This is a genomic window from Streptococcus infantis (assembly GCF_047463635.1).
GTDB classification, from domain to species: domain Bacteria; phylum Bacillota; class Bacilli; order Lactobacillales; family Streptococcaceae; genus Streptococcus; species Streptococcus infantis_W.
In genome coordinates, this window is the sequence record NZ_JASHDL010000001.1 from 108,592 (window position 1) to 132,105 (window position 23,514).

Below are 23,514 nucleotides of genomic sequence, written 5' to 3' on the forward strand. Positions count from 1 at the left end.
GAAATAAAATTAAAGAAGGTGATTACGCTTGTCATTATTTAAAAAAGAACGGTTTTCAATCCGAAAAATCTGTGGGATTGTTGGTTCAGTTTTACTCGGAAGTATCTTGGTTGCACCGTCAGTCATTCATGCTTCTACCTATCATTACATTGAAAAAAGCGCTCTTACAAAGGAAGAACAAAGCAAGATTCAAGCAGGAATTCCTACTGATAATGAGGTAACTTATGCTCTTATTTATCAGCAGGAAGCTCTTCCTGCAACAGGTTCATCGACTTCTGTGCTTACAGCTTTAGGACTATTAGCTATTGGTAGTTTAGTTCTGTTGGTTCATAAAAAGAAAAAAGTTAGTAGTTTGTTCTTAGTTACTACTGTCGGACTAATTAGTCTTTCTAGTATGCAAGCTCTCGATATAAGCAATCCTTTGAGAACACCAAGTAATGAAGGTGTAGTTCAAATTGCTGGATATCGTTATATTGGATACTTACCTCTTGATGATGTAATCACAGAAGTGCAACATAAAGCTGAGAAACCAGAATACACTCAACCTGTAGGCACAGTACCTGACGAAACACCTAAAGCTGAAAAACCTGAGTACACTCAACCTGTAGGTACAGTACCTGACGAGGCTCCTAAGTCTGAAAAACCAGAATACACTCAACCAGTGGGCACAGTACCTGATGAAGCACCTAAAGCTGAGAAACCTGAGTACACTCAACCTGTAGGTATGGCTCCTGATGAAGCACCTAAAGCTGAGAAACCTGAGTACACTCAACCTGTAGGTATGGCTCCTGATGAAGCACCTAAAGCTGAGAAGCCAGAATACACTCAACCTGTAGGTATGGCTCCTGACGAAGCGCCTAAAACTGAGAAACCTGAATACACTAAACCTGTAGGCACAGTACCTGACGAAACACCTAAATCTGAGAAACCTGAGTACACTCAACCTGTAGGTACAGTACCAGATGAAGCTCCTAAGTCTGAAAAACCAGAATACACTAAACCTGTAGGTATGACTCCAGACGAAGCGCCTAAAGCAGACAAACCTGAGTACACTGAACCCGTAGGCACAGTACCAGATGAGGCTCCTAAGGCAGAGAAGCTAGAATATACAGCACCAGTTGGTGGTAATCTGGTTGAGCCTGAAGTTCATGAAAAACCAGAATATACTGAACCGATAGGCACAGTACCTGATGAAGCACCTAAGTCTGAAAAACCAGAATACACTAAACCAGTGGGTACAGTGCCAGACGAAGCGCCTAAGGCTGAGAAACCAGAATATACTAAACCAGTGGGCACAGTGCCAGACGAAGCACCTAAAGCTGAGAAACCAGAGTACACTGATCCTGTGGGTATAGTGCCAGACGAAGCACCTAAAGCAGAGAAACCAGAATACACTGCACCAGTAGGTACAGTTCCAGATGAGGCTCCTAAGGCAGAGAAACCAGAACATACAGCACCAGTTGGTGGTAATCTGGTTGAGCCTGAAGTTCATGAAAAACCAGAATATACTGAACCGATAGGCACAGTTCCTGACGAAGCACCTAAAGCTGAGAAACCAGAGTACACTGATCCTGTGGGTACAGTGCCAGACGAAGCGCCTAAAGCTGAGAAACCTGAGCACACTGATCCTGTGGGTATGGTTCCTGACGAAGCGCCTAAAGCTGACAAACCAGAGTACACTGAACCCGTAGGCACAGTCCCAGATGAGGCTCCTAAGGCAGAGAAGCTAGAATATACAGCACCAGTTGGTGGTAATCTGGTAGAACCTGAGGTTCAACCCGAGTTACCCGAAGCGGTGGTAACCGAAAAGGGTGAACCTGAAGTGCAAGCTGAGTTACCTGAATATACTACAAAAGTTGCACCAACTTTGACTTTGGATAAGGTTACAGAAGATGCGATGGATCGTTCAGCTAAATTGGATTACACTCTTGAAAATACAGGTAATGCTGAAATCAAGAGCATTATAGCTGAGATTAAGGATGGGAATACTGTTGTTAAGCGAGTTGACTTATCTAAAGAAAAATTGACAGATGCTGTTCAAGGTTTGGATTTATTCAAAGATTATAAGATTTCAACAACAATGATTTATAATCGAGGTGAAGGTGATGAAACTTCTAAATTGGACGAAAAACCTTTACGTTTAGAGTTGAAAAAAGTTGAAATTAAAAATATCGCATCTACTAATTTAGTGAAGGTAAATGACGATGGTACTGAAACATCTAGTGATTTTATGACTGAAAAACCTTCAGATGAAAATGTGAAGAAAATGTACTTAAAAATCACTAGTCGCGATAATAAGGTAACTCGTTTAGCTGTTGACTCTATTGAAGAAGTGACTGAAGAGGGTAAAAAACTTTATAAAATCACTGCTGAAGCGCAAGATTTGATTCAACATGCAGACTCTACTAAGGTTCGTAATAAGTATGTGCATTATATTGAAAAACCAGTTCCAAAAGTTGATAACGTTTATTATAACTTTAAAGAATTGGTAGATGCTATGAATGCTGATAAAAACGGTACATTTAAAATTGGTGCAGATTTGAATGCAGTTAACGTTAAGCCAGCAGGTAAAGCTTATGTTATGGCTAAGTTTAGAGGTACTTTATCAAGTGTAGAGAATCATCAGTACACGATTCATAACTTAGAAAGACCTTTGTTTAATGAGGCTGAAGGTGCTACACTCAAAAACTTTAACTTAGGTAATGTAAATATCAATATGCCTTGGGCTGATAAAGTTGCACCTATTGGTAATATGTTTAAGAAGTCTACACTTGAGAATATCAAAGTAGTAGGTTCAGTAACAGGAAATAACGATGTAACCGGTGCTGTTAATAAGTTAGATGAAGCTAATATGCGCAATGTAGCTTTTATTGGCAAGATTAACAGTCTTGGAGATAAAGGCTGGTGGTCTGGTGGACTTGTCAGCGAAAGTTGGATAAGTAACGTTGATAAAGCTTACGTTGATGCTAAGATTAGTGCCAATAAATCTAAATATGGTGGTTTAATTGGAAAACTAGATCATGGTATTGACTCGATGACAGTAGGTAAAAAAGGATTTCTCCGAAATGCTGTAATAAAAGGTACTATGAATTTGATTCAGCATGGCGAAAGTGGAGGTGTAATTCATAACAACTTTAACTGGGGTGTTATTGAAGACGTCGTAACAATGCTTAAAGTAAATAATGGTGAAATTGTCTATGGTTCACCAGCCTTGAATGATAATGACCAATATTTTGGATTAGATAATATCAAACGTGTAAATTATGTAAATGGTGTTGCAAGTGGTTTATCTTCCTACAAACATTCAAATCGTATTACTGGTATCTCTCAAGCAGAAGCAGATGCTAAAATCGCTAAGATGAATATCACAGCCAACACCTTTACTATTCAAGATCCTGTCGTAAACAAGTTAAATCGTATCATCGATAGAGATTCTGATTATAAAGCTATTCAGGACTATAAAGAGACAAGAGAAGTAGCTTATCGAAACTTGGAAAAATTGCAACCATTTTATAACAAAGAGTGGATTGTAAACCAAGGGAATAAGTTAACAGATGAGTCCAATCTTGTTAAGAAAACCGTTCTGTCTGTAACAGGTATGAAAGCAGGGCAATTTGTCACTGATTTATCAAGTGTGGATAAAATCATGATTCACTATGCCGATGGAACCAAAGAAGAATTTGGGGTATCTGCGGTTTCGGACTCTAAGGTAAAACAAGTCAAAGAATATAATGTAGATGGTTTAGGTGTAGTTTACACTCCTAATATGGTTGATAAGAACAGAGATTCCTTGATTACGAAAGTTAAAGAGAAGTTGAGTTCTGTTGCTTTAGACTCTGCTGAGGTTAAAGCTATTACAAATAACCCTTCATCTCTATACCTAGAAGAAAGCTTCGCTGAGGTTAGGGAGACGTTAGATAAGTTAGTGAAGTCCTTGTTAGAAAATGAAGACCATCAACTGAACAGTGATGAAGTGGCTGAGAAGGCGCTTCTCAAGAAAGTTGAAGATAATAAAGCTAAGATTATATTAGCCTTGACTTATCTAAATCGTTATTATGGTATCGACTATGATGGCTTGAACTTTAAGCATTTGATGATGTTTAAACCAGACTTTTATGGTAAAACACCAAGTATTTTAGATTTCTTGATTCGTATAGGTTCAGCAGAAAAGAATTTAAAAGGAGATAGAAGTTTAGAAGCTTATCGTGAAGTTATTGGTGGTACTATTGGAAAAGGTGAATTAAATGGCTTGTTAGGCTATAACATGCGTTTATTCACTAAGTACACCGACTTAAATGACTGGTTTATTCATGCTGCAAAGAATGTTTATGTTTCTGAGCCTGAGACGACTACAGAGGATTTCAAAGACAAGCGCCATCGTATCTATGACGGTTTGAACAATGACGTGCATAGTCGCATGATTTTACCGTTACTCAACTTGAAGAAAGCACATATTTTTGTCATTTCTACTTACAACACTTTGGCATTCAGTTCTTTTGAAAAATATGGGAAGAATACGGAAGAAGAACGAAATGCTTTCAAAGAGGAGATAAACAAAGTAGCGAAAGCTCAACAAAGATATTTAGACTTTTGGTCTCGTTTAGCTTTACCAAAAGTTCGTAATCAGCTCTTGAAGAGTCAAAACTCCGTACCAACGCCTGTTTGGGATAATCAAAATTATAGCGGTATTAAGAATGCTAGTCGCCGTGGTTATGGTTCAGATGGCAAGGTTGCAACTCCTATTCGTGAGCTATTTGGCCCAACTGATCGTTGGCATCAAGTTAACGGAGCGATGGGAGCGATGGCAAAAATTTATGAACGTCCATGGAAAGATGATCAGGTTTACTTCATGGTAACTGACATGATTAGTCAGTTTGGTATTTCAGCCTTTACACATGAAACAACTCACATAAACGACCGTATGGCTTACTATGGTGGAGATTGGCATCGTGAAGGTACTGACTTAGAAGCCTTTGCTCAAGGTATGTTACAAACCCCTGATAAATCTACTCCGAATAGTGAGTATAAAGCTCTGGGTATCAACATGGCTTATGAGCGTAAAAATGATGGTGAGCAGTACTACAATTATGATCCAGCTAAGTTAGACAGTCGAGACAAGATTGATAGTTATATGAAAAACTACAATGAGTCTATGATGATGTTAGATTACTTAGAAGCTACTGCCGTTATTAAGCAGAAGTTATCTGATAACTCTAAGTGGTTCAAGAAGATGGATAAAGAGTGGCGTACAAATGCGGATAGAAATCGTTTAATTGGAGAACCACACCAGTGGGACAAATTACGTGATTTGACGGAAGAAGAGAAGAAATTACCAATTGATAGCATTGACAAGTTGGTAGATAATAACTTTGTAACTCTTCATGGTATGCCAAATAACGGTCGCTTCCGTACGGAAGGTTTTGATAGTGCTTATCAAACGGTCAATATGATGGCAGGTATCTTTGGCGGGAATACGAGTCGAAGCACCGTAGGTTCTATTTCCTTTAAACACAATACTTTCCGTATGTGGGGGTACTATGGTTATGAGAATGGCTTTATCCCTTATGTTTCTAACAAGTTAAAAGGTGATGCCAACAGAGAAAATAAAGGGCTTTTAGGTGATGATTTCATTATCAAGAAAGTTTCTAATAATCAATTCCAAAACCTCGAAGAGTGGAAGAAACATTGGTATCATGAAGTGTATGCGAAAGCACAGAAAGGCTTTGTTGAGATTGAAGTAGACGGTTCTAAGATTTCAACTTACGCTCAACTTCAAAACTTATTTAACACTGCTGTTGAGAAAGACTTGAAAGAAGGTAGTTTCAAGCATACCGAAGGCCTCAAGTGGAAAGTTTATAAGAAATTATTACAAAACACAGATGGTTTCTTAAATCCATTGTTTAAAATATAAAAGGGACAAGTTTTTTGGCTCTTTGTCAACTGTAGTGGGTTGAAGAAAAGCTAATCTCGAGAAAGGACAAATTTCGTCCTTTCTTTTTTGATGTTCAGAGCGATAAAAATGCGTTTTTTGAAGTTTTCAAAGTTCTGAAAACCAAAGGCATTGCGTTTAATAAGTTTGATTAGATTATTAGTGGCTTCCAGTTTGGCGTTAGAATAGGGTAGTTGAAGAGCGTTGACAATTTTCTCTTTGTCCTTTAGAAAGGTTTTAAAGACAGTCTGAAAAAGAGGATGAACCAGCTTTAGATTGTCCTCAATGAGTCCAAAGAATTTCTTCGGCTCCTTATTCTGAAAGTGGAAAAGCAAGAGTTGATAGAGATGATAGTGATGTTTCAAGTCTTCGGAATAGCTCAAAAGCTTGTTTAGGATTTCCTTATTGGTTAAATGCATACGAAAAGTAGGGCGATAAAAACGTTTATCACTCAGTTTACGACTATCCTGATTGATTCATAATTTGGACACGAATACGGCTCATAGCACGGCTAAGATGTTGGAGTAAAACAGTCCAGTGGACTGTTTTAGCCTGAGTTTAGAAATATAAAAACGAAGGGTGAAAGCAATCCGACACAATTTTAGAGTACGGGAGTGAAACAGTCTGGGAGACTGTTTCAGCCTGAGCCTAGAAATTCGAAAGCGAAGTTGTCTAGTCAAGTCATAATAAGGGATAAACATATCCATAGTAATGATTTTGACAGAACTCTCATATTTAAGAAAATGATTTCGGATGATGGATTGTGTTCTACCTTCCAGAACTGTGATGATATTGAGATTGTCAAAATCTTGAGAAATGAAACTCATCTTCATCTCTCGATTGAAACAGTCACTCCCCTGACTATTTCAACGTCCCAAGATATAATCTCAGGAAGGCGATCATGCTTAAAACGGAAGTCATTGAGCTTGCGAATGACAGTTGAAGTTGAAATAGAAAGCTGATGGGCAATGTCAGTCATAGAAGCCTATTCAATCAACTTTTGAGCAATTTTTTGGTTGATAATACGAGGGATTTGGTGATTTTTCTTAACGATAGAAGTCTCAGCGACCATCATTTTTGAGCGATGATAGCACTTGAATCGACGCTTTTTCAGAAGAATTCTAGTAGGCATACCAGTTGTTTCGAGGTAAGGAATTTTCGACGGTTTTTGAAAATCATATTTCTTCATTTGATTTCCGCAATCAGGACAAGATGGGGCGTCATAGTCCAGTTTAGCAATAATTTCCTTGTGTATATCTCTATTAACAACATCCATAATTTGAATATTAGGGTCTTTAACGTCTGGTAATTTTGTGATAAAATATAATTGTTCCATATGATTCTTTCTAATGATGGTTTCGGCGCTTTTCATTATAGATCTTATGGGACTTTTTTTGTTTTGGTACCCAGAATGATTTTTATGTAAAATTTTTGTACAAAATCATCGGATTAATTTCTTATTTTATAAAAGTTGAATACTAACGCATATACTTATAAAGCAAGTCTTTCTTTAACAAATCACTAACTAAAAATGTGCAGTAATTATTTTATTATAAGCTTTAAAAATACAGGTGAGGAAGATTTTTACTAGCTTTGATAAGTATGATAATTCTAACTGATATAAACAAAGTTATCGTATTAAATATCAAGATAGTTCTGGGCTTAATTATTTTATAGGATTGGCTATTAGTAAGAAATATGGTATAATATAGGGTGAGACCTTCTTAATAAATAGTGAAAGAGTATAAAATGAAAAAAATTGTCATTAACGGCGGGAGACCATTGAAAGGTGAAATTACGATTAGTGGCGCTAAAAATAGTGTCGTAGCCTTGATTCCTGCCATTATTTTATCAGATGATGTTGTGATTTTGGATTGTGTTCCAGACATCTCTGATGTAGCTAGTCTTATTGAGATTATGGAAATCATGGGAGCTAGTGTCAAGCGTTATGACGATGTTCTTGAGATTGATCCTCGTGGTGTTCAAAATAAACCAATGCCTTATGGTAAAATTAATAGCTTGCGTGCGTCTTATTATTTCTACGGTAGTCTTTTAGGACGTTTTGGTGAAGCAACTGTAGGTTTGCCTGGAGGGTGTGACCTAGGACCACGTCCGATTGATTTGCATTTAAAAGCATTTGAAGCTATGGGAGCTAAGACAACCTACGAGGGAGATAATATGAATCTCTCAACCCAAGGATCAAGTCTACATGGTGCACATATCTATATGGATACTGTTAGTGTTGGTGCAACAATCAATACGATGCTAGCAGCAGTAAAAGCTAAAGGTCGAACAGTTATTGAAAATGCTGCTCGCGAACCTGAAATCATTGATGTGGCTACATTATTAAACAATATGGGAGCTCACATTCGTGGCGCGGGTACAGATATGATTACAATTGATGGTGTGGATAGCTTGGACGGGACACGCCACCAAGTCATCCCTGACCGTATCGAAGCAGGTACATATATTTCAATGGCAGCTGCAGTAGGTCATGGGATTCGAATTAATAATGTACTTTATGAGCATTTAGAAGGATTTATTGCTAAACTTGAAGAAATGGGAGTTCACATGACTGTTTCTGAAGACAGTATTTTCGTCGAAGAGCAAACAAATCTAAAGGCTGTTAATATTAAGACAGCTCCTTATCCAGGTTTCGCAACAGATCTTCAACAGCCTATTACTCCTTTGCTATTAAAAGCAGAGGGGCGTGGCACATTGATTGATACAATCTATGAAAAACGTGTCAACCATGTTTTTGAATTAGCCAAAATGAATGCAGATATTTCAACAACAAACGACCACATACTTTATAAGGGTGGAAATCCTTTGCAGGGTGCAAAAGTTAAGGCAACAGATCTACGTGCTGGAGCTGCCTTAGTTATTGCTGGCTTGATGGCTGAAGGAAAAACAGAGATTACCAATGTTGAATTCATCCTTCGAGGCTACTCGAATATTATCGAAAAATTGCGTAATCTTGGTGCAGATATTGAGCTAATCGAAGATTAGCAATTTGAAGATTGCAATGAATATCTGGACTAAATTAGCAAAATTTTCTTTCTATGAGACGGAACGTTTATATTTCCGTCCCTTCTTTTTTACAGATGTAGATGATTTTCATCAACTTGCATCAGATCCTGAAAATCTTCAATTTATCTTTCCTGCACAAGCAAGTATTGAAGAAAGTCAGTATGCTCTTGCCAATTATTTTATGAAATCACCATTGGGGATTTGGGCTATTTGTGATAAAAAAGAGCAACGGATGATTGGAGCTATCAAGTTTGAAAAACTTGATGAAATTAAGAAAGAAGCAGAAATTGGCTATTTTTTAAAGAAAGACTATTGGTCTCAGGGGTATATGACTGAAGCAGTTACCAAATTACGAGATTTATCCATGAACGAGTTTGCCTTGAAGCAACTTTCGATTGTGACACATCTAGAAAATGTTGCTAGTCAGAAAGTAGCAGAAAAATCAAATTTTGTTCTTTATCGTCATTTTAAAGGTAGCGATCGTTATACCCGAAAGATGCGGGATTATCTAGAATTCCGTTATACAAAAGGAAATCTAAATGAGTAAACACCAAGAAATATTAGCCTACTTGGAAGAATTACCAGTTGGGAAGCGTGTCAGTGTTCGTAGTATTTCAAATCGACTAGGAGTAAGTGATGGTACGGCATATCGGGCTATCAAAGAAGCTGAAAATAGGGGACTTGTTGAAACACGTCCTCGAAGTGGAACAGTACGTGTAAAGTCAAAAAAAGTAGCTATTGAGAAATTAACGTTCGCAGAAATTGCAGAAGTTACAGGCTCAGAAGTTTTAGCTGGTCAAGCTGGATTGGATAGAGAATTTAGTAAATTCTCCATTGGGGCGATGACTGAAAAGAATATTCTTTCTTATCTTCATGATGGCGGCTTACTTATCGTAGGAGATCGAACACGTATTCAGTTATTAGCACTTGAAAATGAAAATGCTGTCTTGGTAACAGGTGGATTTGAAGTTCATGAAGATGTTTTAAACCATGCTAATAAAAAAAATATTCCAGTATTGCGCAGTAAGCATGATACATTTACAATTGCGACTATGATCAACAGAGCTTTGTCCAACGTTCAGATTAAGACAGATATTTTAACGGTTGAAAAAATCTATCGTACCAGTCATGAATATGGATTTCTACAGGAAACGGATACTGTCAAAGATTATCTAGACTTGGTTCGTAAGAATAGAACGAGCCGTTTCCCTGTCATCAATCAGCATCAGGTCGTTGTTGGTGTAGTTACTATGCGTGATGCTGGAGATAAATCACCTGGTACAACGATAGATAAGGTCATGACAAGGACAGTCTACATGACTGGTTTAGCGACGAATATCGCTAATGTTAGCCAGAGAATGATTGCTGAAGACTTTGAAATGGTGCCTGTTGTGAGAAGTAATCAAACTTTACTTGGTGTTATTACTAGACGGGATGTCATGGAAAAGATGAGTCGCTCTCAAGTTTCAGCATTACCAACATTTTCAGAACAGGTTGGTCAGAAGTTATCTTACCACCATGATGAAGTTGTCATTACGGTTGAACCATTTATGTTGGAAAAAAATGGAGTCCTTGCAAATGGAGTTCTTTCAGAAATTTTGACCCATATGACGCAGGATCTGGTCGTGAATAGCGGACGTAATCTCATCATTGAACAGATGCTGATTTACTTTTTACAGGCTGTTCAGATCGATGATATCTTGCGGATTCAGGCTAGAATTATTCACCATACGAGAAGGTCAGCCATTATCGACTATGATATTTATATCAATCATCAAATCGTATCAAAAGCAAATGTTACTGTAAAAATTAATTAAAACTAGGAGAAAACATGATTACATTAAAATCAGCTAGAGAAATCGAAGCAATGGATAAGGCTGGCGATTTTCTTGCCAGTATTCACATCGGTTTGCGTGACATCATCAAACCAGGTGTAGATATGTGGGAAGTAGAAGAATATGTGCGTCGTCGTTGTAAAGAAGAAAATTTCCTCCCTCTTCAAATTGGTGTTGATGGGGCAATGATGGATTATCCATACGCAACTTGTTGTTCGCTTAATGACGAAGTAGCCCATGCTTTTCCACGCCACTATATTTTGAAGGAAGGCGATTTGCTGAAGGTAGATATGGTTCTTGGTGGGCCAATCGCTAAGTCTGACCTCAATGTTTCTAAACTAAATTTTAACAACGTTGAGCAGATGAAAAAATATACTCAAAACTTTACGGGCGGCTTGGCAGATTCTTGTTGGGCTTACGCTGTTGGAAAACCATCAGAAGAAATTAAAAACTTGATGGATGTTACCAAAGAAGCTATGTATAAGGGAATTGAGCAGGCTGTTGTAGGAAATCGTATTGGAGATATTGGAGCTGCTATTCAGGAATATGCTGAAAGTCGTGGTTACGGAGTTGTTCGTGATCTTGTAGGACACGGAGTTGGTCCAACTATGCATGAAGAACCAATGGTGCCTAACTATGGTATCGCAGGTCGTGGTCTCCGCCTTCGTGAAGGCATGGTCTTAACCATTGAGCCTATGATCAATACAGGTGATTGGGAAATCGATACAGATATGAAAACAGGCTGGGCACATAAAACTATCGACGGTGGTCTATCATGTCAGTACGAGCATCAGTTTGTTATTACAAAAGATGGGCCTGTAATTTTGACAAGTCAAGGTGAAGAGGGAACTTATTAATCAAAAAAGGAGCTGAGCTCCTTTTTTTGATTCTCTCAAGTTGAAAATAAATTTACGTAGCAGATATCTTACAAACGTTTTCTTTTATAGTAAAATAAAAGATGACTATATGAAAGAAGGTTCTTAATTGGAAAGTATTTTATTTTTTATTTCTGTCTTTATAGCTGGGGTCTTGTCATTCTTTTCTCCCTGTATCTTTCCCTTGTTACCAGTCTACGCAGGTGTTCTGCTAGATGATCAAGAGGAGTCAAAGACATTTCGTTTTTTGGGTAAAGATGTTGCCTGGTCAGGATTGATTCGTACCCTCTGTTTTATTGCGGGTATCTCTCTCATTTTCTTTATTCTTGGATTTGGAGCAGGATTCCTTGGGAATTTACTTTATGCTGACTGGTTCCGTTATGTCATGGGAATCATGATTATTATACTGGGATTGCATCAGATGGAAATTCTTCATCTACAAAAATTAGAGGTACAAAAAACAGTAACATTTAATCAAAAACAGTCTAGCAAATATTTGTCGGCCTTTTTACTGGGTATCAGCTTCAGCTTTGGCTGGACTCCATGTATAGGTCCAGTTTTAAGTTCTGTTTTAGCACTGGCTGCCTCAGGAGGAAATGGAGCTCTTCAGGGGGCCTTATTAACCCTCATTTACACTCTCGGAATGGCACTTCCATTTTTAGTTCTGGCCTTGGCGTCAGGTCTTGTCATGCCTTATTTTAGTAGAATCAAATCCCACATACTTTTATTGAAGAAAATTGGTGGTTTATTGATCGTTCTCATGGGAATTTTATTAATGTTGGGACAGTTAAATGTTTTATCTGGAATATTAGGATAAAAGGAGTTATCTATGAAAAAAATTATCTATTTTGGACTTAGTTTCTTGTCTCTCTTTCTTCTGATTGCTTGTGGCAAGGAAGAGAAAAAATCGAGTCCACAAAATCAATCAAATCAGACACAACAAGCGCCTGTGAAGCAAGTAGCTATTGGAGCAGAAGCACCTGATTTCACCCTCCAATCGATGGATGGAAAAGAAGTCAAATTATCTGATTATAAAGGCAAAAAAGTTTATCTTAAATTTTGGGCATCTTGGTGCGGACCATGTAAGAAGAGTATGCCAGAATTGATGGAGCTTGCTGCTAAGGAAGATCGCAATTTCGAAATTTTATCTGTCATTGCGCCAGGGCTTCAAGGTGAAAAAACTGTAGATCAATTTCCAAAGTGGTTTGAAGAACAAGGTTATAAAGACATCCCTGTTTTATATGATACAAAAGGAGCTGTTTTTCAAGCCTATCAAATTCGAAGTATCCCTACAGAGTATCTAATTGATTCACAGGGTAAAATTGCTAAGATGCAATTAGGTGCAATTAGTAACGCAGATGCAGAAGCAGCTTTTGCTCAAATGAAATAAAGTAATGAAATATAAAAATGTCTAGACAAATCGTCTAGACATTTTTTCTAACATAAATTAGTTTTTTGAAGCTGCTTGGAATTCAGGGTTTTTCCAAGCTTCATCAATAATAGCTTGCAATTCTTTTGCTGAAGCTTGCATTTTTTGAGTTTCAGCATCGTTCAATGGGATGTTAACTGGACGAACAATACCGTGTGCACCAACGATAGCTGGTTGACCGATAAAGACGTTTTCAACTCCGTATTGACCTTCTTGGAATACTGAAAGTGGAAGAACAGCATTTTCATCATCAAGGATAGCTTTTGTGATACGAGCAAGGGCTACTGCGATACCGTAGTATGTTGCACCTTTTTTGTTGATGATTGAGTAAGCAGCATCACGAACTGAGATGAAGAGTTCTACAAGGTCAGCTTCATCCAAGTCACGGTTAGCTTGCAACCATTGTTCCAATTTTACACCGGCAACGTTAGCGTGTGACCAAACAGCAAACTCAGAGTCACCGTGTTCACCCATGATGTAGGCGTGAACTGAACGAGCATCAACGCCGATTTTTTCAGCAAGTGCTTGACGGAAACGAGCTGAGTCAAGTGAAGTACCTGAACCGATAACACGTTCTTTAGGGAAACCTGAGAATTTCCAAGTTGAGTAAGTCAAAACGTCAACTGGGTTAGCTGCAACAAGGAAGATACCGTCGAAACCAGAAGCAACAACTTGTTCAACGATTGATTTGTTGATAGCAAGGTTTTTACCAACAAGGTCAAGACGAGTTTCACCTGGTTTTTGTGGAGCACCAGCAGTGATAACTACAAGGTCAGCGTCCGCACAGTCTTCATACTTAGCTGCATAAATTTTCTTAGGTGAAGTAAAAGCAAGCGCGTGGCTAAGGTCTTCAGCATCACCAACAGCTTTTTCAAACAATTGAGGAATTTCAATGATACCAAGTTCTTGTGCAATTCCTTGGTTAACAAGAGCAAAAGCGTATGATGATCCTACGGCACCGTCACCGACAAGGATAACTTTTTTGTGTTGTTTAGTTAATGTCATTTGTCTAAACATCTCCTTCATTTTTTAAGGGCTTCCCCCGTTTAGTTTCATTCTATCACTTTTAAATAGCTTTGTCACGGATATAACATCCACTTAGCCATGTAAACGTTTTAGTCGGATTGGAAGACTGAAATCTAGGTCAAACTATGGTATAATATATCTAGTTACTAATAGTGAAATGAGGCATTTGTTAATGCAAGATAAAAATTTAGTGAATGTCAATCTGACAAAGGAGATGAAGACCAGCTTTATCGACTACGCCATGAGTGTTATCGTATCGCGGGCCCTTCCTGATGTTCGAGATGGGTTGAAACCAGTTCATCGCCGCATTCTATACGGTATGAACGAATTGGGTGTGACACCAGATAAACCTCATAAGAAATCTGCCCGTATTACAGGGGATGTCATGGGTAAATACCACCCACACGGTGACTCATCTATCTACGAAGCTATGGTTCGTATGGCGCAATGGTGGAGTTACCGTTACATGCTTGTAGATGGGCATGGGAACTTTGGTTCCATGGATGGTGATGGTGCTGCCGCGCAACGTTATACCGAAGCACGTATGAGTAAGATTGCTCTTGAAATGCTTCGTGACATCAATAAAAATACCGTTGATTTTGTTGATAACTATGATGCCAATGAACGTGAACCTGTTGTTTTACCAGCTCGTTTTCCAAATCTTTTGGTCAATGGAGCTACAGGTATCGCTGTTGGTATGGCGACCAATATTCCACCACATAACTTGGGTGAAACCATTGATGCTGTTAAGTTAGTGATGGATAATCCAGAAGTCACCACCAAGGAATTAATGGAAGTTCTTCCTGGTCCAGATTTTCCAACTGGTGCTCTGGTCATGGGGAAATCAGGTATTCATAAGGCCTACGAAACTGGTAAAGGATCGATTGTGCTTCGTTCTCGTACTGAAATCGAAGAAACTAAGACTGGTCGCGAACGTATCGTTGTAACAGAATTTCCATACATGGTCAACAAGACTAAAGTCCATGAACATATTGTGCGTTTAGTTCAAGAAAAACGTATCGAAGGAATTACAGCTGTTCGTGATGAATCAAACCGTGAGGGAGTTCGCTTTGTTATCGAAGTGAAGCGTGATGCGTCAGCCAATGTTATCTTGAACAACTTGTTCAAGATGACTCAAATGCAAACTAGCTTTGGATTTAACATGCTGGCTATCCAGAATGGTGTACCAAAGATTCTTTCTCTTCGTCAAATCTTGGATGCCTATATTGAGCACCAAAAAGAAGTGGTGACTCGTCGTACTCAATTTGACAAAGAGAAAGCTGAAGCGCGTGCACACATCTTAGAAGGTTTGTTGATTGCTCTGGACCACATCGACGAAGTCATTCGTATCATCCGTGCCAGTGAAACGGATGCAGAAGCCCAAGCTGAATTGATGAGCAAGTTCAAGTTATCTGAACGTCAAAGTCAGGCAATTCTTGATATGCGTCTCCGTCGATTGACAGGTTTGGAACGTGACAAGATTCAGTCAGAATATGATGAGCTTATTGCCTTGATTGCTGACTTGGCAGACATTCTTGCAAAACCAGAACGCGTAGCGCAAATTATCAAGGAAGAATTGGATGAGGTCAAACGTAAGTTTGGCGATCCACGTCGTACTGAGTTGATGGTTGGTGAAGTCTTGACTCTTGAAGATGAAGACTTGATTGAAGAGTCTGATGTCCTTATCACTCTATCAAATAAAGGTTATATCAAACGTTTGGACCAAGACGAATTTACAGCTCAAAAACGTGGTGGACGTGGCGTTCAAGGAACTGGAGTTAAGGACGATGACTTTGTGCGTGAATTGGTTTCAACCAGCACTCACGATCATTTGCTATTCTTCACCAATAAAGGACGTGTTTATCGTCTTAAGGGATATGAAATTCCAGAATACGGTCGTACAGCCAAAGGGTTGCCAGTTGTCAATCTTTTGAAACTGGATGAAGGTGAAAGCATTCAAACCATTATCAATGTTGAATCAGAACGTAGTGATGATGCTTATCTCTTCTTTACAACTCGCGCAGGTATTGTCAAAAGAACCAGTGTCAAAGAATTTGCCAACATTCGTCAAAATGGTCTCAAAGCCTTAAATCTGAAAGATGAGGATGAGTTGATTAATGTCTTACTAACTGAAAAAGACACAGATATCATCATCGGAACCAGATTAGGCTATGCAGTTCGTTTCAGTCAGTCTTCAGTTCGTAGCATGAGTCGTATTGCCACTGGTGTTAAAGGGGTAAACCTTCGTGAAGGTGATGCTGTAGTTGGAGCAAGGGTGATTACTGACCAAGATGAAGTCCTTATCATTACTGAGAAAGGATACGGTAAGCGCACAGTTGCGACTGAATATCCAACAAAAGGGCGTGCCGGTAAGGGAATGAAAACAGCCAATGTTACTGAAAAAAATGGTCCTCTGGCTGGTCTCTTAACAGTAAAAGGGGATGAAGATCTGATGATTATCACTGACACAGGTGTCATGATTCGAACCAATGTTGCCAATATTTCACAAACGGGACGTTCAACTATGGGAGTAAAAGTGATGCGTCTAGATCAAGATGCTAAGATTGTGACTTTTACAAGTGTTGCAGCAGCAGAAAAAGAAGAAGTTGGGGCAGAACAGGAAACAGAAAGTGAAGCATAATGTCTAAAAAAATCAATAAAAAGAAAAATAAACGAAAAAATCTGTTGATCAATATATTGGCAGGATTTCTGATACTGCTATCAATCGCTTTGATTTTTAACGCTAAAATCCGTGATATTTTTATGGTTTGGAATACTAATAAGTACCAAGTAAGTCAGGTATCAAAAGAAAAATTAGAAGAAAATCAGGATACAGAAGGAAATTTTGATTTCGATTCAGTGAAGGCTATCTCATCTGAAGCGGTTTTATCTTCGCAGTGGGATGCCCAACAACTTCCTGTTATTGGTGGAATTGCCATTCCTGAAGTAGAGATTAACCTACCTATCTTTAAAGGTTTAGATAATGTGAACTTGTTCTATGGGGCAGGAACCATGAAACCAAATCAAAAAATGGGAGAGGGAAATTATTCTCTCGCTAGTCACCATATTTTTACAGCTGAAAATGCCAGTCAGATGCTCTTTTCACCTTTGGTCAATGCCAAAGAAGGGATGAAAATTTATTTGACTGATAAGGAAAAGGTTTATACCTATGTCATTCGTGAAGTCAAACACGTTACACCTGACCGCGTTGATGAAATAGAAGACCGTGAGGGAATCAAAGAAATTACCTTGGTAACCTGTGTAGACTACAATGCCACAGAACGGATTATCGTGAAGGGAGATTTCAAAGAAGTGAAACCTTATGCAGAAACTCCATCAGATATCTTAGAAGCCTTTAATAAGCCTTATAAACAAAGATATTAAGAGATAAGATTAATAAAAAAGGTTTGCTAGTATTAGCGAACCTTTTTCTTGTCAATTTCAGAAAATAGATAGGAAAAAGACTTTTCAATTTTGGTAAAAAGTAGTATAATGTTTCTATTATAGAAATTTTTAGAAAATTCCGAAAGAGGTTTGTTATGGGATACACAGTTGCTGTTGTCGGCGCTACAGGTGCCGTTGGTGCTCAAATGATCAAAATGTTGGAAGAATCAACTCTTCCTATCGATAAGATTCGTTACCTTGCGTCTGCACGTTCTGCAGGAAAGATTTTGCAATTCAAAGGTCAAGATGTGACCATCGAAGAAACAACAGAAGACGCTTTTGAAGGGGTTGATATTGCTCTTTTCTCAGCTGGTGGATCAACTTCTGCAAAATATGCACCTTATGCTGTTAAGGCAGGCGCAGTCGTCGTAGATAACACTTCTTATTTCCGTCAAAATCCAGATGTACCATTGGTTGTTCCTGAAGTGAATGCCCACGCCCTTGATGCTCACAACGGAATTATCTCTTGTCCTAACTGTTCAACAATTCAAATGATGGTGGCTCTTGAGCCCGTTCGTCAAAAATGGGGATTGGACCGTATTATCGTTTCAACTTACCAAGCTGTTTCAGGTGCTGGTATGGGAGCAATTCTTGAAACTCAACGTGAGCTTCGTGAAGTCTTGAATGATGGCGTGAATCCACGTGATTTGCATGCGGAAATCTTGCCTTCAGGTGGCGATAAGAAACACTATCCAATTGCTTTTAATGCCCTTCCTCAAATCGATGTCTTCACTGATAATGACTACACTTACGAAGAAATGAAGATGACCAATGAAACCAAGAAGATCATGGAAGACGATAGCATTGCCGTATCAGCAACATGTGTACGTATTCCAGTTTTGTCAGCTCACTCTGAGTCAGTCTATATTGAAACAAAAGAAGTAGCACCAATTGAAGAAGTGAAAGCTGCTATTGCTGCATTCCCAGGTGCAGTTCTTGAAGATGATGTTGCTCACCAAATCTATCCTCAAGCAGTTAATGCTGTTGGTTCACGTGATACTTTCGTTGGACGTATCCGTAAAGATTTGGATGCAGAAAAAGGTATCCACATGTGGGTAGTATCTGATAACCTTCTTAAAGGTGCCGCTTGGAACTCAGTACAAATTGCAGAAACACTTCACGAACGTGGATTGGTTCGTCCAACAGCTGAATTAAAATTTGAATTGAAATAATGTGTAGGAGTTCTTTTGAACTCCTTCTTTAAAATAGAGAGGTGTTTTGTATGTCTTATCAAGATTTAAAAGATTGTAAAATTATCACGGCCTTTATTACTCCTTTTCATGAAGATGGCTCTATCAATTTCGATGCCATTCCAAAGTTGATTGAACATTTATTAGCACATCATACAGATGGAATTCTCCTAGCAGGAACAACTGCTGAGAGTCCGACTCTAACTCACGATGAGGAGTTGCAGTTGTTTGCGGCTGTTCAAAAGGTTGTCAACGGACGAGTTCCTTTAATCGCTGGTGTTGGTACCAATGATACACGTGACTCTATTGAGTTTGTCAAAGAGGTAGCAGAGTTTGGCGGTTTTGCGGCTGGTCTTGCGATTGTTCCTTACTATAATAAACCATCCCAAGAAGGTATGTATCAGCACTTTAAAGCCATTGCAGATGCCTCTGATTTGCCAATTATCATCTATAACATTCCAGGTCGTGTAGTTGTCGAAATGACTCCTGATACCTTACTTCGTTTGGCGGAACATCCAAACATTATCGGTGTCAAAGAATGTACCAGTCTTGCCAATATGGCTTACTTGATTGAGCATAAACCAGATGAATTCTTGGTGTACACTGGTGAGGATGGTGATGCTTTTCATGCTATGAACCTTGGTGCAGACGGAGTTATCTCTGTTGCTTCCCATACAAATGGAGATGAGATGCATGAAATGTTTACTGCAATCGAAGAAAGTGATATGAAGAAAGCGGCAGCTATTCAACGTAAATTTATTCCTAAAGTCAACGCTCTCTTCTCTTACCCAAGTCCGGCACCTGTTAAGGCGGTACTCAACTATATGGGATTTGAAGCTGGGCCAACTCGTCTACCTTTGGTACCTGCTCCTGAAGAGGATGCTAAACGCATTATCAAGGTTGTTATTGATGGGGATTACGAAGCAACTAAGGCGACTGTCACTGGAGTCCTTCGTCCTGATTACTAAGATAACTAATATAAAAAACTTTCTAAACAAGTAAAATTGTTGGAAAGTTTTTTTCTTTTTCTACGAATAAATAGATAGAGAGAAAAACAAGGAGTCTATCATGAAAATTAAGATTGATAATTTTGAGATTTATAAGTTGAAACAAGCAGGTTTAAGTAATCAACAGGTTTTAAAGGTACTTCAATATGGAGAAATCTATGATCAAGAATTAACCCTAGAAACGATAGCAGAAGCATCTGAGTGTAGAAATCCAGTGGTTTTTATGGAACGTTACCATAAACTCACCTTTGAAAGTATGGAGCGATTACGAAGTGATTTTGAAAAATTTCCTTCTTTTTCCATCCTAGACGATGTCTATCCCTTTGCTCTCAGTGAAATCTATGATGCTCCAGTGTTGTTATTCTATAAGGGCGATTTAAATCTCTTAAAGTTACCTAAGATTGCAGTTGTGGGCAGTCGCTCTTGTAGTCAAACAGGGACAAAATCAGTCCGTAAGGTTATTGAAGAACTGGAGAATGAGCTGGTGATTGTGAGTGGGCTTGCTAGAGGGATTGATACTGCAGCACATATGTCAATTCTTCAAGGTGGTGGAAAAACCATTGCAGTCATTGGGACTGGCTTGGATGTCTATTATCCACGATCCAATAAACGACTGCAGGACTACATCGGTGAATATCATTTGCTACTGAGTGAATATGGACCGGGTGAAGAACCTTTGAAATATCACTTTCCAGCAAGAAATCGAATTATTGCTGGCCTATGTATGGGTGTCATCGTTGCTGAGGCAAAGATGAGATCTGGTAGTTTGATTACTTGTGAGCGAGCTATGGAAGAAGGAAGAGATGTTTTTGCTATTCCAGGGAGTATTTTAGATGGTCGTTCAGATGGTTGTCATCACTTGGTTCAAGAAGGTGCAAAACTTGTTTCAAGTGGTCAGGATGTGCTAGCAGAATTTGAATTTTAAGAACTAGCAAGGTTTTATCGGTTAAACTTTTCTTCTATATATAGGAGTTAAGTCTTGACAGGTTTTTAAAAATGGTTTACACTTTATAAAGTTTATTACTTTGAAAAGGTGTGATACTGTGGCTACGGCAACAAAGAAGAAAAAATCAACAGTTAAAAAAAATCTAGTAATCGTGGAGTCGCCTGCAAAGGCTAAAACGATTGAAAAATACCTGGGTAGAAATTATAAGGTTTTAGCCAGTGTTGGTCATATTCGTGATTTGAAAAAATCCAGTATGTCAGTCGATGTAGAAAATAATTATGAACCCCAATATATCAATATTCGTGGGAAAGGTCCTCTGATCAATGACTTGAAAAAAGAAGCTAAAAAAGCCAATAAAGTCTTTCTCGCAAGTGACCCGGACCGCGAAGGAGAAGCAATTTCTTGGCATTTAGCTCATATTCTTAATCTAGATGAAAATGATGCTAACCGTGTTGTTTTCAACGAGATTACCAAGGATGCGGTAAAAAATGCCTTTAAAGAACCTCGTAAGATTGATATGGATTTGGTGGATGCCCAACAAGCCCGTCGTGTCTTGGACCGCTTGGTAGGTTATTCTATTTCACCGATTTTATGGAAAAAGGTCAAAAAGGGCTTGTCAGCTGGCCGTGTTCAGTCTGTTGCTCTCAAGTTAATCATTGACCGTGAAAATGAGATCAATGCTTTTCAACCAGAAGAATATTGGACGATTGATGGAGTCTTCAAAAAGGGGACTAAGCAATTCCAAGCATCCTTCTATGGAATGAATGGCAAGAAGATGAAATTGACAAGCAATGAAGAGGTCAAAGAAGTCTTGTCTCATCTATCTAGCAAAGACTTTACAGTTGATCAGGTAGATAAAAAAGAACGCAAGCGTAACGCTCCACTTCCTTATACTACCTCAACTATGCAGATGGATGCAGCTAATAAAATCAATTTCCGTACTCGAAAGACCATGATGGTTGCCCAGCAACTCTATGAAGGGATTAATATTGGTACGGGCGTCCAAGGTTTGATTACCTATATGCGTACAGACTCGACTCGTATCAGTCCAGTTGCTCAAAATGAAGCTGCAAACTACATTAATGAACGTTTTGGCAGTAAATATTCTAAGCATGGCAGCAAGGTAAAGAATGCGACTGGTGCTCAGGATGCCCATGAGGCTATTCGCCCATCAAGTGTCTTTAACACGCCAGAAAAAATTGCTAAGTATTTGGATAAAGACCAACTTAAGCTTTATACTCTTATCTGGAATCGCTTTGTAGCGAGTCAGATGACGGGTGCTATCTTTGATACCATGGCTGTGAAGCTCTCTCAAAATGGAGTTCAATTTGCAGCAAATGGAAGTCAGGTTAAATTTGACGGTTACTTGGCCATTTACAATGATTCAGATAAGAATAAGATGTTGCCGGATATGGTAGTTGGTGATGTCGTCAAGCAGGTCAATAGTAAGCCTGAGCAGCACTTCACTCAACCGCCAGCACGTTATTCGGAAGCGACACTGATTAAAACTTTGGAAGAAAACGGAGTCGGTCGCCCATCAACTTATGCACCTACCATTGAAACTATTCAAAAGCGCTATTATGTGCGTTTGGCAGCCAAGCGTTTTGAACCAACAGAGTTGGGAGAAATTGTTAACAAGCTCATCGTTGAATATTTCCCTGATATCGTCAATGTAACCTTTACAGCTGAAATGGAAGGTAAACTGGATGATGTCGAAGTTGGAAAAGAGCAGTGGCAACGAGTCATTGATGAATTTTACCAACCCTTCTCTAAAGAGGTTGCCAAAGCCGAAGAGGAAATGGAAAAAATCCAAATCAAGGATGAGCCAGCAGGATTTGATTGTGAAGAGTGTGGCAGTCCGATGGTTATTAAACTTGGTCGTTTTGGTAAGTTTTATGCTTGTAGCAATTTCCCAGATTGCCGTCATACACAAGCAATCGTGAAAGAAATTGGTGTGGAGTGTCCAAGCTGTCATCAAGGTCAAATTATTGAACGAAAAACTAAGCGTAATCGTATCTTTTATGGTTGCAATCGCTATCCAGAGTGTGAATTCACTTCTTGGGACAAGCCTGTTGGACGAGATTGTCCAAAATGTGGTAACTTCCTCATGGAGAAAAAAGTCCGTGGTGGCGGTAAGCAGATCGTTTGTAGCAATGGTGATTACGAAGAAGAAAAAATCAAATAAAATGAGTCCTGAAAGTAAATTTCAGGCTCTTTTTAGTAAAGGCTTGACAAAATTCATCATTGTATGCGAAACTAGAAGAAGATTATTTTATACTCAATGAAAATCAAAGAGCAAACTAGGAAGCTAGCCGCAGGCTGCTCAAAGCACTGCTTTGAGGTTGTAGATAGAACTGACGAAGTCAGTAACATATATACGGTAAGGCGACGCTGACGTGGTTTGAAGAGATTTTCGAAGAGTATTAACTAGGAGAAGTTATGCGTATTGTTTATCTGATTATTGGATTTCTGTCATTAGCTTTGGCTATTGTTGGAGTTGTCTTGCCCTTGTTGCCTACGACTCCTTTTCTTTTGTTGTCTATTGCTTGTTTTTCGAGAAGTTCCAAGCGGTTTGAAGATTGGCTCTATCATACCAAGCTTTATCAAACCTATGTTGCGGACTTTAGAGAAACCAAGTCCATTGCGCGTGAACGCAAGAAAAAAATTATTGTATCGATTTATATCCTGATGGGAATTTCCATTTATTTTGCTCCTCTTTTACCAGTCAAAATCGGTCTGGGATGTTTAACCATCTTTATTACCTACTATCTTTTTAAGGTGATTCCTGATAAAGAATAACTTT

At 38.7% G+C, this 23,514-nt stretch carries 15 protein-coding genes and 1 pseudogene; 14 read left to right on the top strand and 2 right to left on the bottom strand.

From position 1 onward, the window contains the following. Positions 1–28 precede the first annotated feature (28 nt). The gene (locus QM867_RS00500) at positions 29–5,911 is read left to right on the top strand and encodes an SIALI-17 repeat-containing surface protein (RefSeq protein ID WP_414314901.1); all 5,883 of its coding nucleotides are present in this window, start codon (positions 29–31) and stop codon (positions 5,909–5,911) included. A 50-nt stretch (positions 5,912–5,961) separates the two neighbouring features. Here QM867_RS00500 and QM867_RS00505 read toward each other — a convergent pair. Then, positions 5,962–7,265, bottom strand: a pseudogene (locus QM867_RS00505) (transposase). A 413-nt stretch (positions 7,266–7,678) separates the two neighbouring features. Between QM867_RS00505 and QM867_RS00510 the strand changes: the two are divergent. The 6 genes from QM867_RS00510 (at position 7,679) to sdbB (ending at position 13,059) form a co-directional block, all read left to right on the top strand. Then, positions 7,679–8,938: a UDP-N-acetylglucosamine 1-carboxyvinyltransferase gene (locus QM867_RS00510; RefSeq protein WP_075232439.1), complete on the top strand. Its 1,260-nt coding sequence runs from the start codon at positions 7,679–7,681 to the stop codon at positions 8,936–8,938. 16 nt (positions 8,939–8,954) lie between these two features. Next, positions 8,955–9,506: a GNAT family N-acetyltransferase gene (locus tag QM867_RS00515; protein ID WP_153224967.1), complete on the top strand. Its 552-nt coding sequence runs from the start codon at positions 8,955–8,957 to the stop codon at positions 9,504–9,506. Then, the gene (gene spxR / locus QM867_RS00520) at positions 9,499–10,776 is read left to right on the top strand and encodes a CBS-HotDog domain-containing transcription factor SpxR (RefSeq protein WP_000033785.1); all 1,278 of its coding nucleotides are present in this window, start codon (positions 9,499–9,501) and stop codon (positions 10,774–10,776) included. Before QM867_RS00515 ends, spxR begins: the two co-directional genes overlap by 8 nt. A gap of 14 nt (positions 10,777–10,790) precedes the next feature. After that, on the top strand, positions 10,791–11,651 hold the full coding sequence (locus QM867_RS00525; RefSeq protein WP_248034388.1) for a methionyl aminopeptidase: 861 nt from the start codon (positions 10,791–10,793) through the stop codon (positions 11,649–11,651). 127 nt (positions 11,652–11,778) lie between these two features. Further along, on the top strand, positions 11,779–12,486 hold the full coding sequence (ccdA2, locus tag QM867_RS00530; protein WP_281334904.1) for a thiol-disulfide oxidoreductase-associated membrane protein CcdA2: 708 nt from the start codon (positions 11,779–11,781) through the stop codon (positions 12,484–12,486). Positions 12,487–12,498: 12 nt separating this feature from the next. Next, positions 12,499–13,059, top strand: coding sequence for a thiol-disulfide oxidoreductase-associated lipoprotein SdbB (sdbB, locus tag QM867_RS00535; RefSeq protein ID WP_414314902.1), 561 nt, complete (start codon positions 12,499–12,501; stop codon positions 13,057–13,059). A 57-nt stretch (positions 13,060–13,116) separates the two neighbouring features. On the opposite strand, the gene QM867_RS00540 is transcribed toward sdbB, so the two are convergent. Beyond that, positions 13,117–14,103, bottom strand: coding sequence for an L-lactate dehydrogenase (locus tag QM867_RS00540; protein WP_000176425.1), 987 nt, complete (start codon positions 14,101–14,103; stop codon positions 13,117–13,119). Positions 14,104–14,296: 193 nt separating this feature from the next. Here QM867_RS00540 and gyrA point away from each other — a divergent pair, with 193 nt between their 5' ends. The 7 genes from gyrA to QM867_RS00575 all read left to right on the top strand — a co-directional run bounded on the left by gyrA (position 14,297) and on the right by QM867_RS00575 (position 23,510). Continuing rightward, the gene (gene gyrA, locus QM867_RS00545; protein WP_075232434.1) at positions 14,297–16,765 is read left to right on the top strand and encodes a DNA gyrase subunit A; all 2,469 of its coding nucleotides are present in this window, start codon (positions 14,297–14,299) and stop codon (positions 16,763–16,765) included. Continuing rightward, complete coding sequence (locus QM867_RS00550) at positions 16,765–17,508, top strand: class A sortase (RefSeq protein ID WP_153225724.1); 744 nt, start codon at positions 16,765–16,767, stop codon at positions 17,506–17,508. Before gyrA ends, QM867_RS00550 begins: the two co-directional genes overlap by 1 nt. Positions 17,509–17,663: 155 nt before the next feature. Next, the gene (locus QM867_RS00555; RefSeq protein ID WP_414284881.1) at positions 17,664–18,740 is read left to right on the top strand and encodes an aspartate-semialdehyde dehydrogenase; all 1,077 of its coding nucleotides are present in this window, start codon (positions 17,664–17,666) and stop codon (positions 18,738–18,740) included. 50 nt (positions 18,741–18,790) lie between these two features. Beyond that, complete coding sequence (gene dapA / locus QM867_RS00560; protein ID WP_414284883.1) at positions 18,791–19,726, top strand: 4-hydroxy-tetrahydrodipicolinate synthase; 936 nt, start codon at positions 18,791–18,793, stop codon at positions 19,724–19,726. 106 nt (positions 19,727–19,832) lie between these two features. Continuing rightward, on the top strand, positions 19,833–20,690 hold the full coding sequence (gene dprA, locus QM867_RS00565; protein WP_152904343.1) for a DNA-processing protein DprA: 858 nt from the start codon (positions 19,833–19,835) through the stop codon (positions 20,688–20,690). A gap of 118 nt (positions 20,691–20,808) precedes the next feature. Next, positions 20,809–22,896: a type I DNA topoisomerase gene (gene topA, locus QM867_RS00570; protein ID WP_315639009.1), complete on the top strand. Its 2,088-nt coding sequence runs from the start codon at positions 20,809–20,811 to the stop codon at positions 22,894–22,896. Positions 22,897–23,150: 254 nt separating this feature from the next. Then, entirely contained in the window at positions 23,151–23,510 is a 360-nt protein-coding gene (locus tag QM867_RS00575; RefSeq protein WP_001223807.1) for a YbaN family protein, read from the top strand. Positions 23,511–23,514 lie beyond the last annotated feature (4 nt).

Coding starts and splice junctions, on each gene's coding strand:
- QM867_RS00510 (WP_075232439.1), top strand. CDS start 7,679: ATGAAAAAAATTGTCATTAACGGCGGGAGACCATTGAAAGGTGAAATT.
- QM867_RS00515 (WP_153224967.1), top strand. CDS start 8,955: ATGAATATCTGGACTAAATTAGCAAAATTTTCTTTCTATGAGACGGAA.
- spxR (WP_000033785.1), top strand. CDS start 9,499: ATGAGTAAACACCAAGAAATATTAGCCTACTTGGAAGAATTACCAGTT.
- QM867_RS00525 (WP_248034388.1), top strand. CDS start 10,791: ATGATTACATTAAAATCAGCTAGAGAAATCGAAGCAATGGATAAGGCT.
- sdbB (WP_414314902.1), top strand. CDS start 12,499: ATGAAAAAAATTATCTATTTTGGACTTAGTTTCTTGTCTCTCTTTCTT.
- QM867_RS00540 (WP_000176425.1), bottom strand. CDS start 14,103: ATGACATTAACTAAACAACACAAAAAAGTTATCCTTGTCGGTGACGGT.
- gyrA (WP_075232434.1), top strand. CDS start 14,297: ATGCAAGATAAAAATTTAGTGAATGTCAATCTGACAAAGGAGATGAAG.
- QM867_RS00550 (WP_153225724.1), top strand. CDS start 16,765: ATGTCTAAAAAAATCAATAAAAAGAAAAATAAACGAAAAAATCTGTTG.
- QM867_RS00555 (WP_414284881.1), top strand. CDS start 17,664: ATGGGATACACAGTTGCTGTTGTCGGCGCTACAGGTGCCGTTGGTGCT.
- dapA (WP_414284883.1), top strand. CDS start 18,791: ATGTCTTATCAAGATTTAAAAGATTGTAAAATTATCACGGCCTTTATT.
- QM867_RS00575 (WP_001223807.1), top strand. CDS start 23,151: ATGCGTATTGTTTATCTGATTATTGGATTTCTGTCATTAGCTTTGGCT.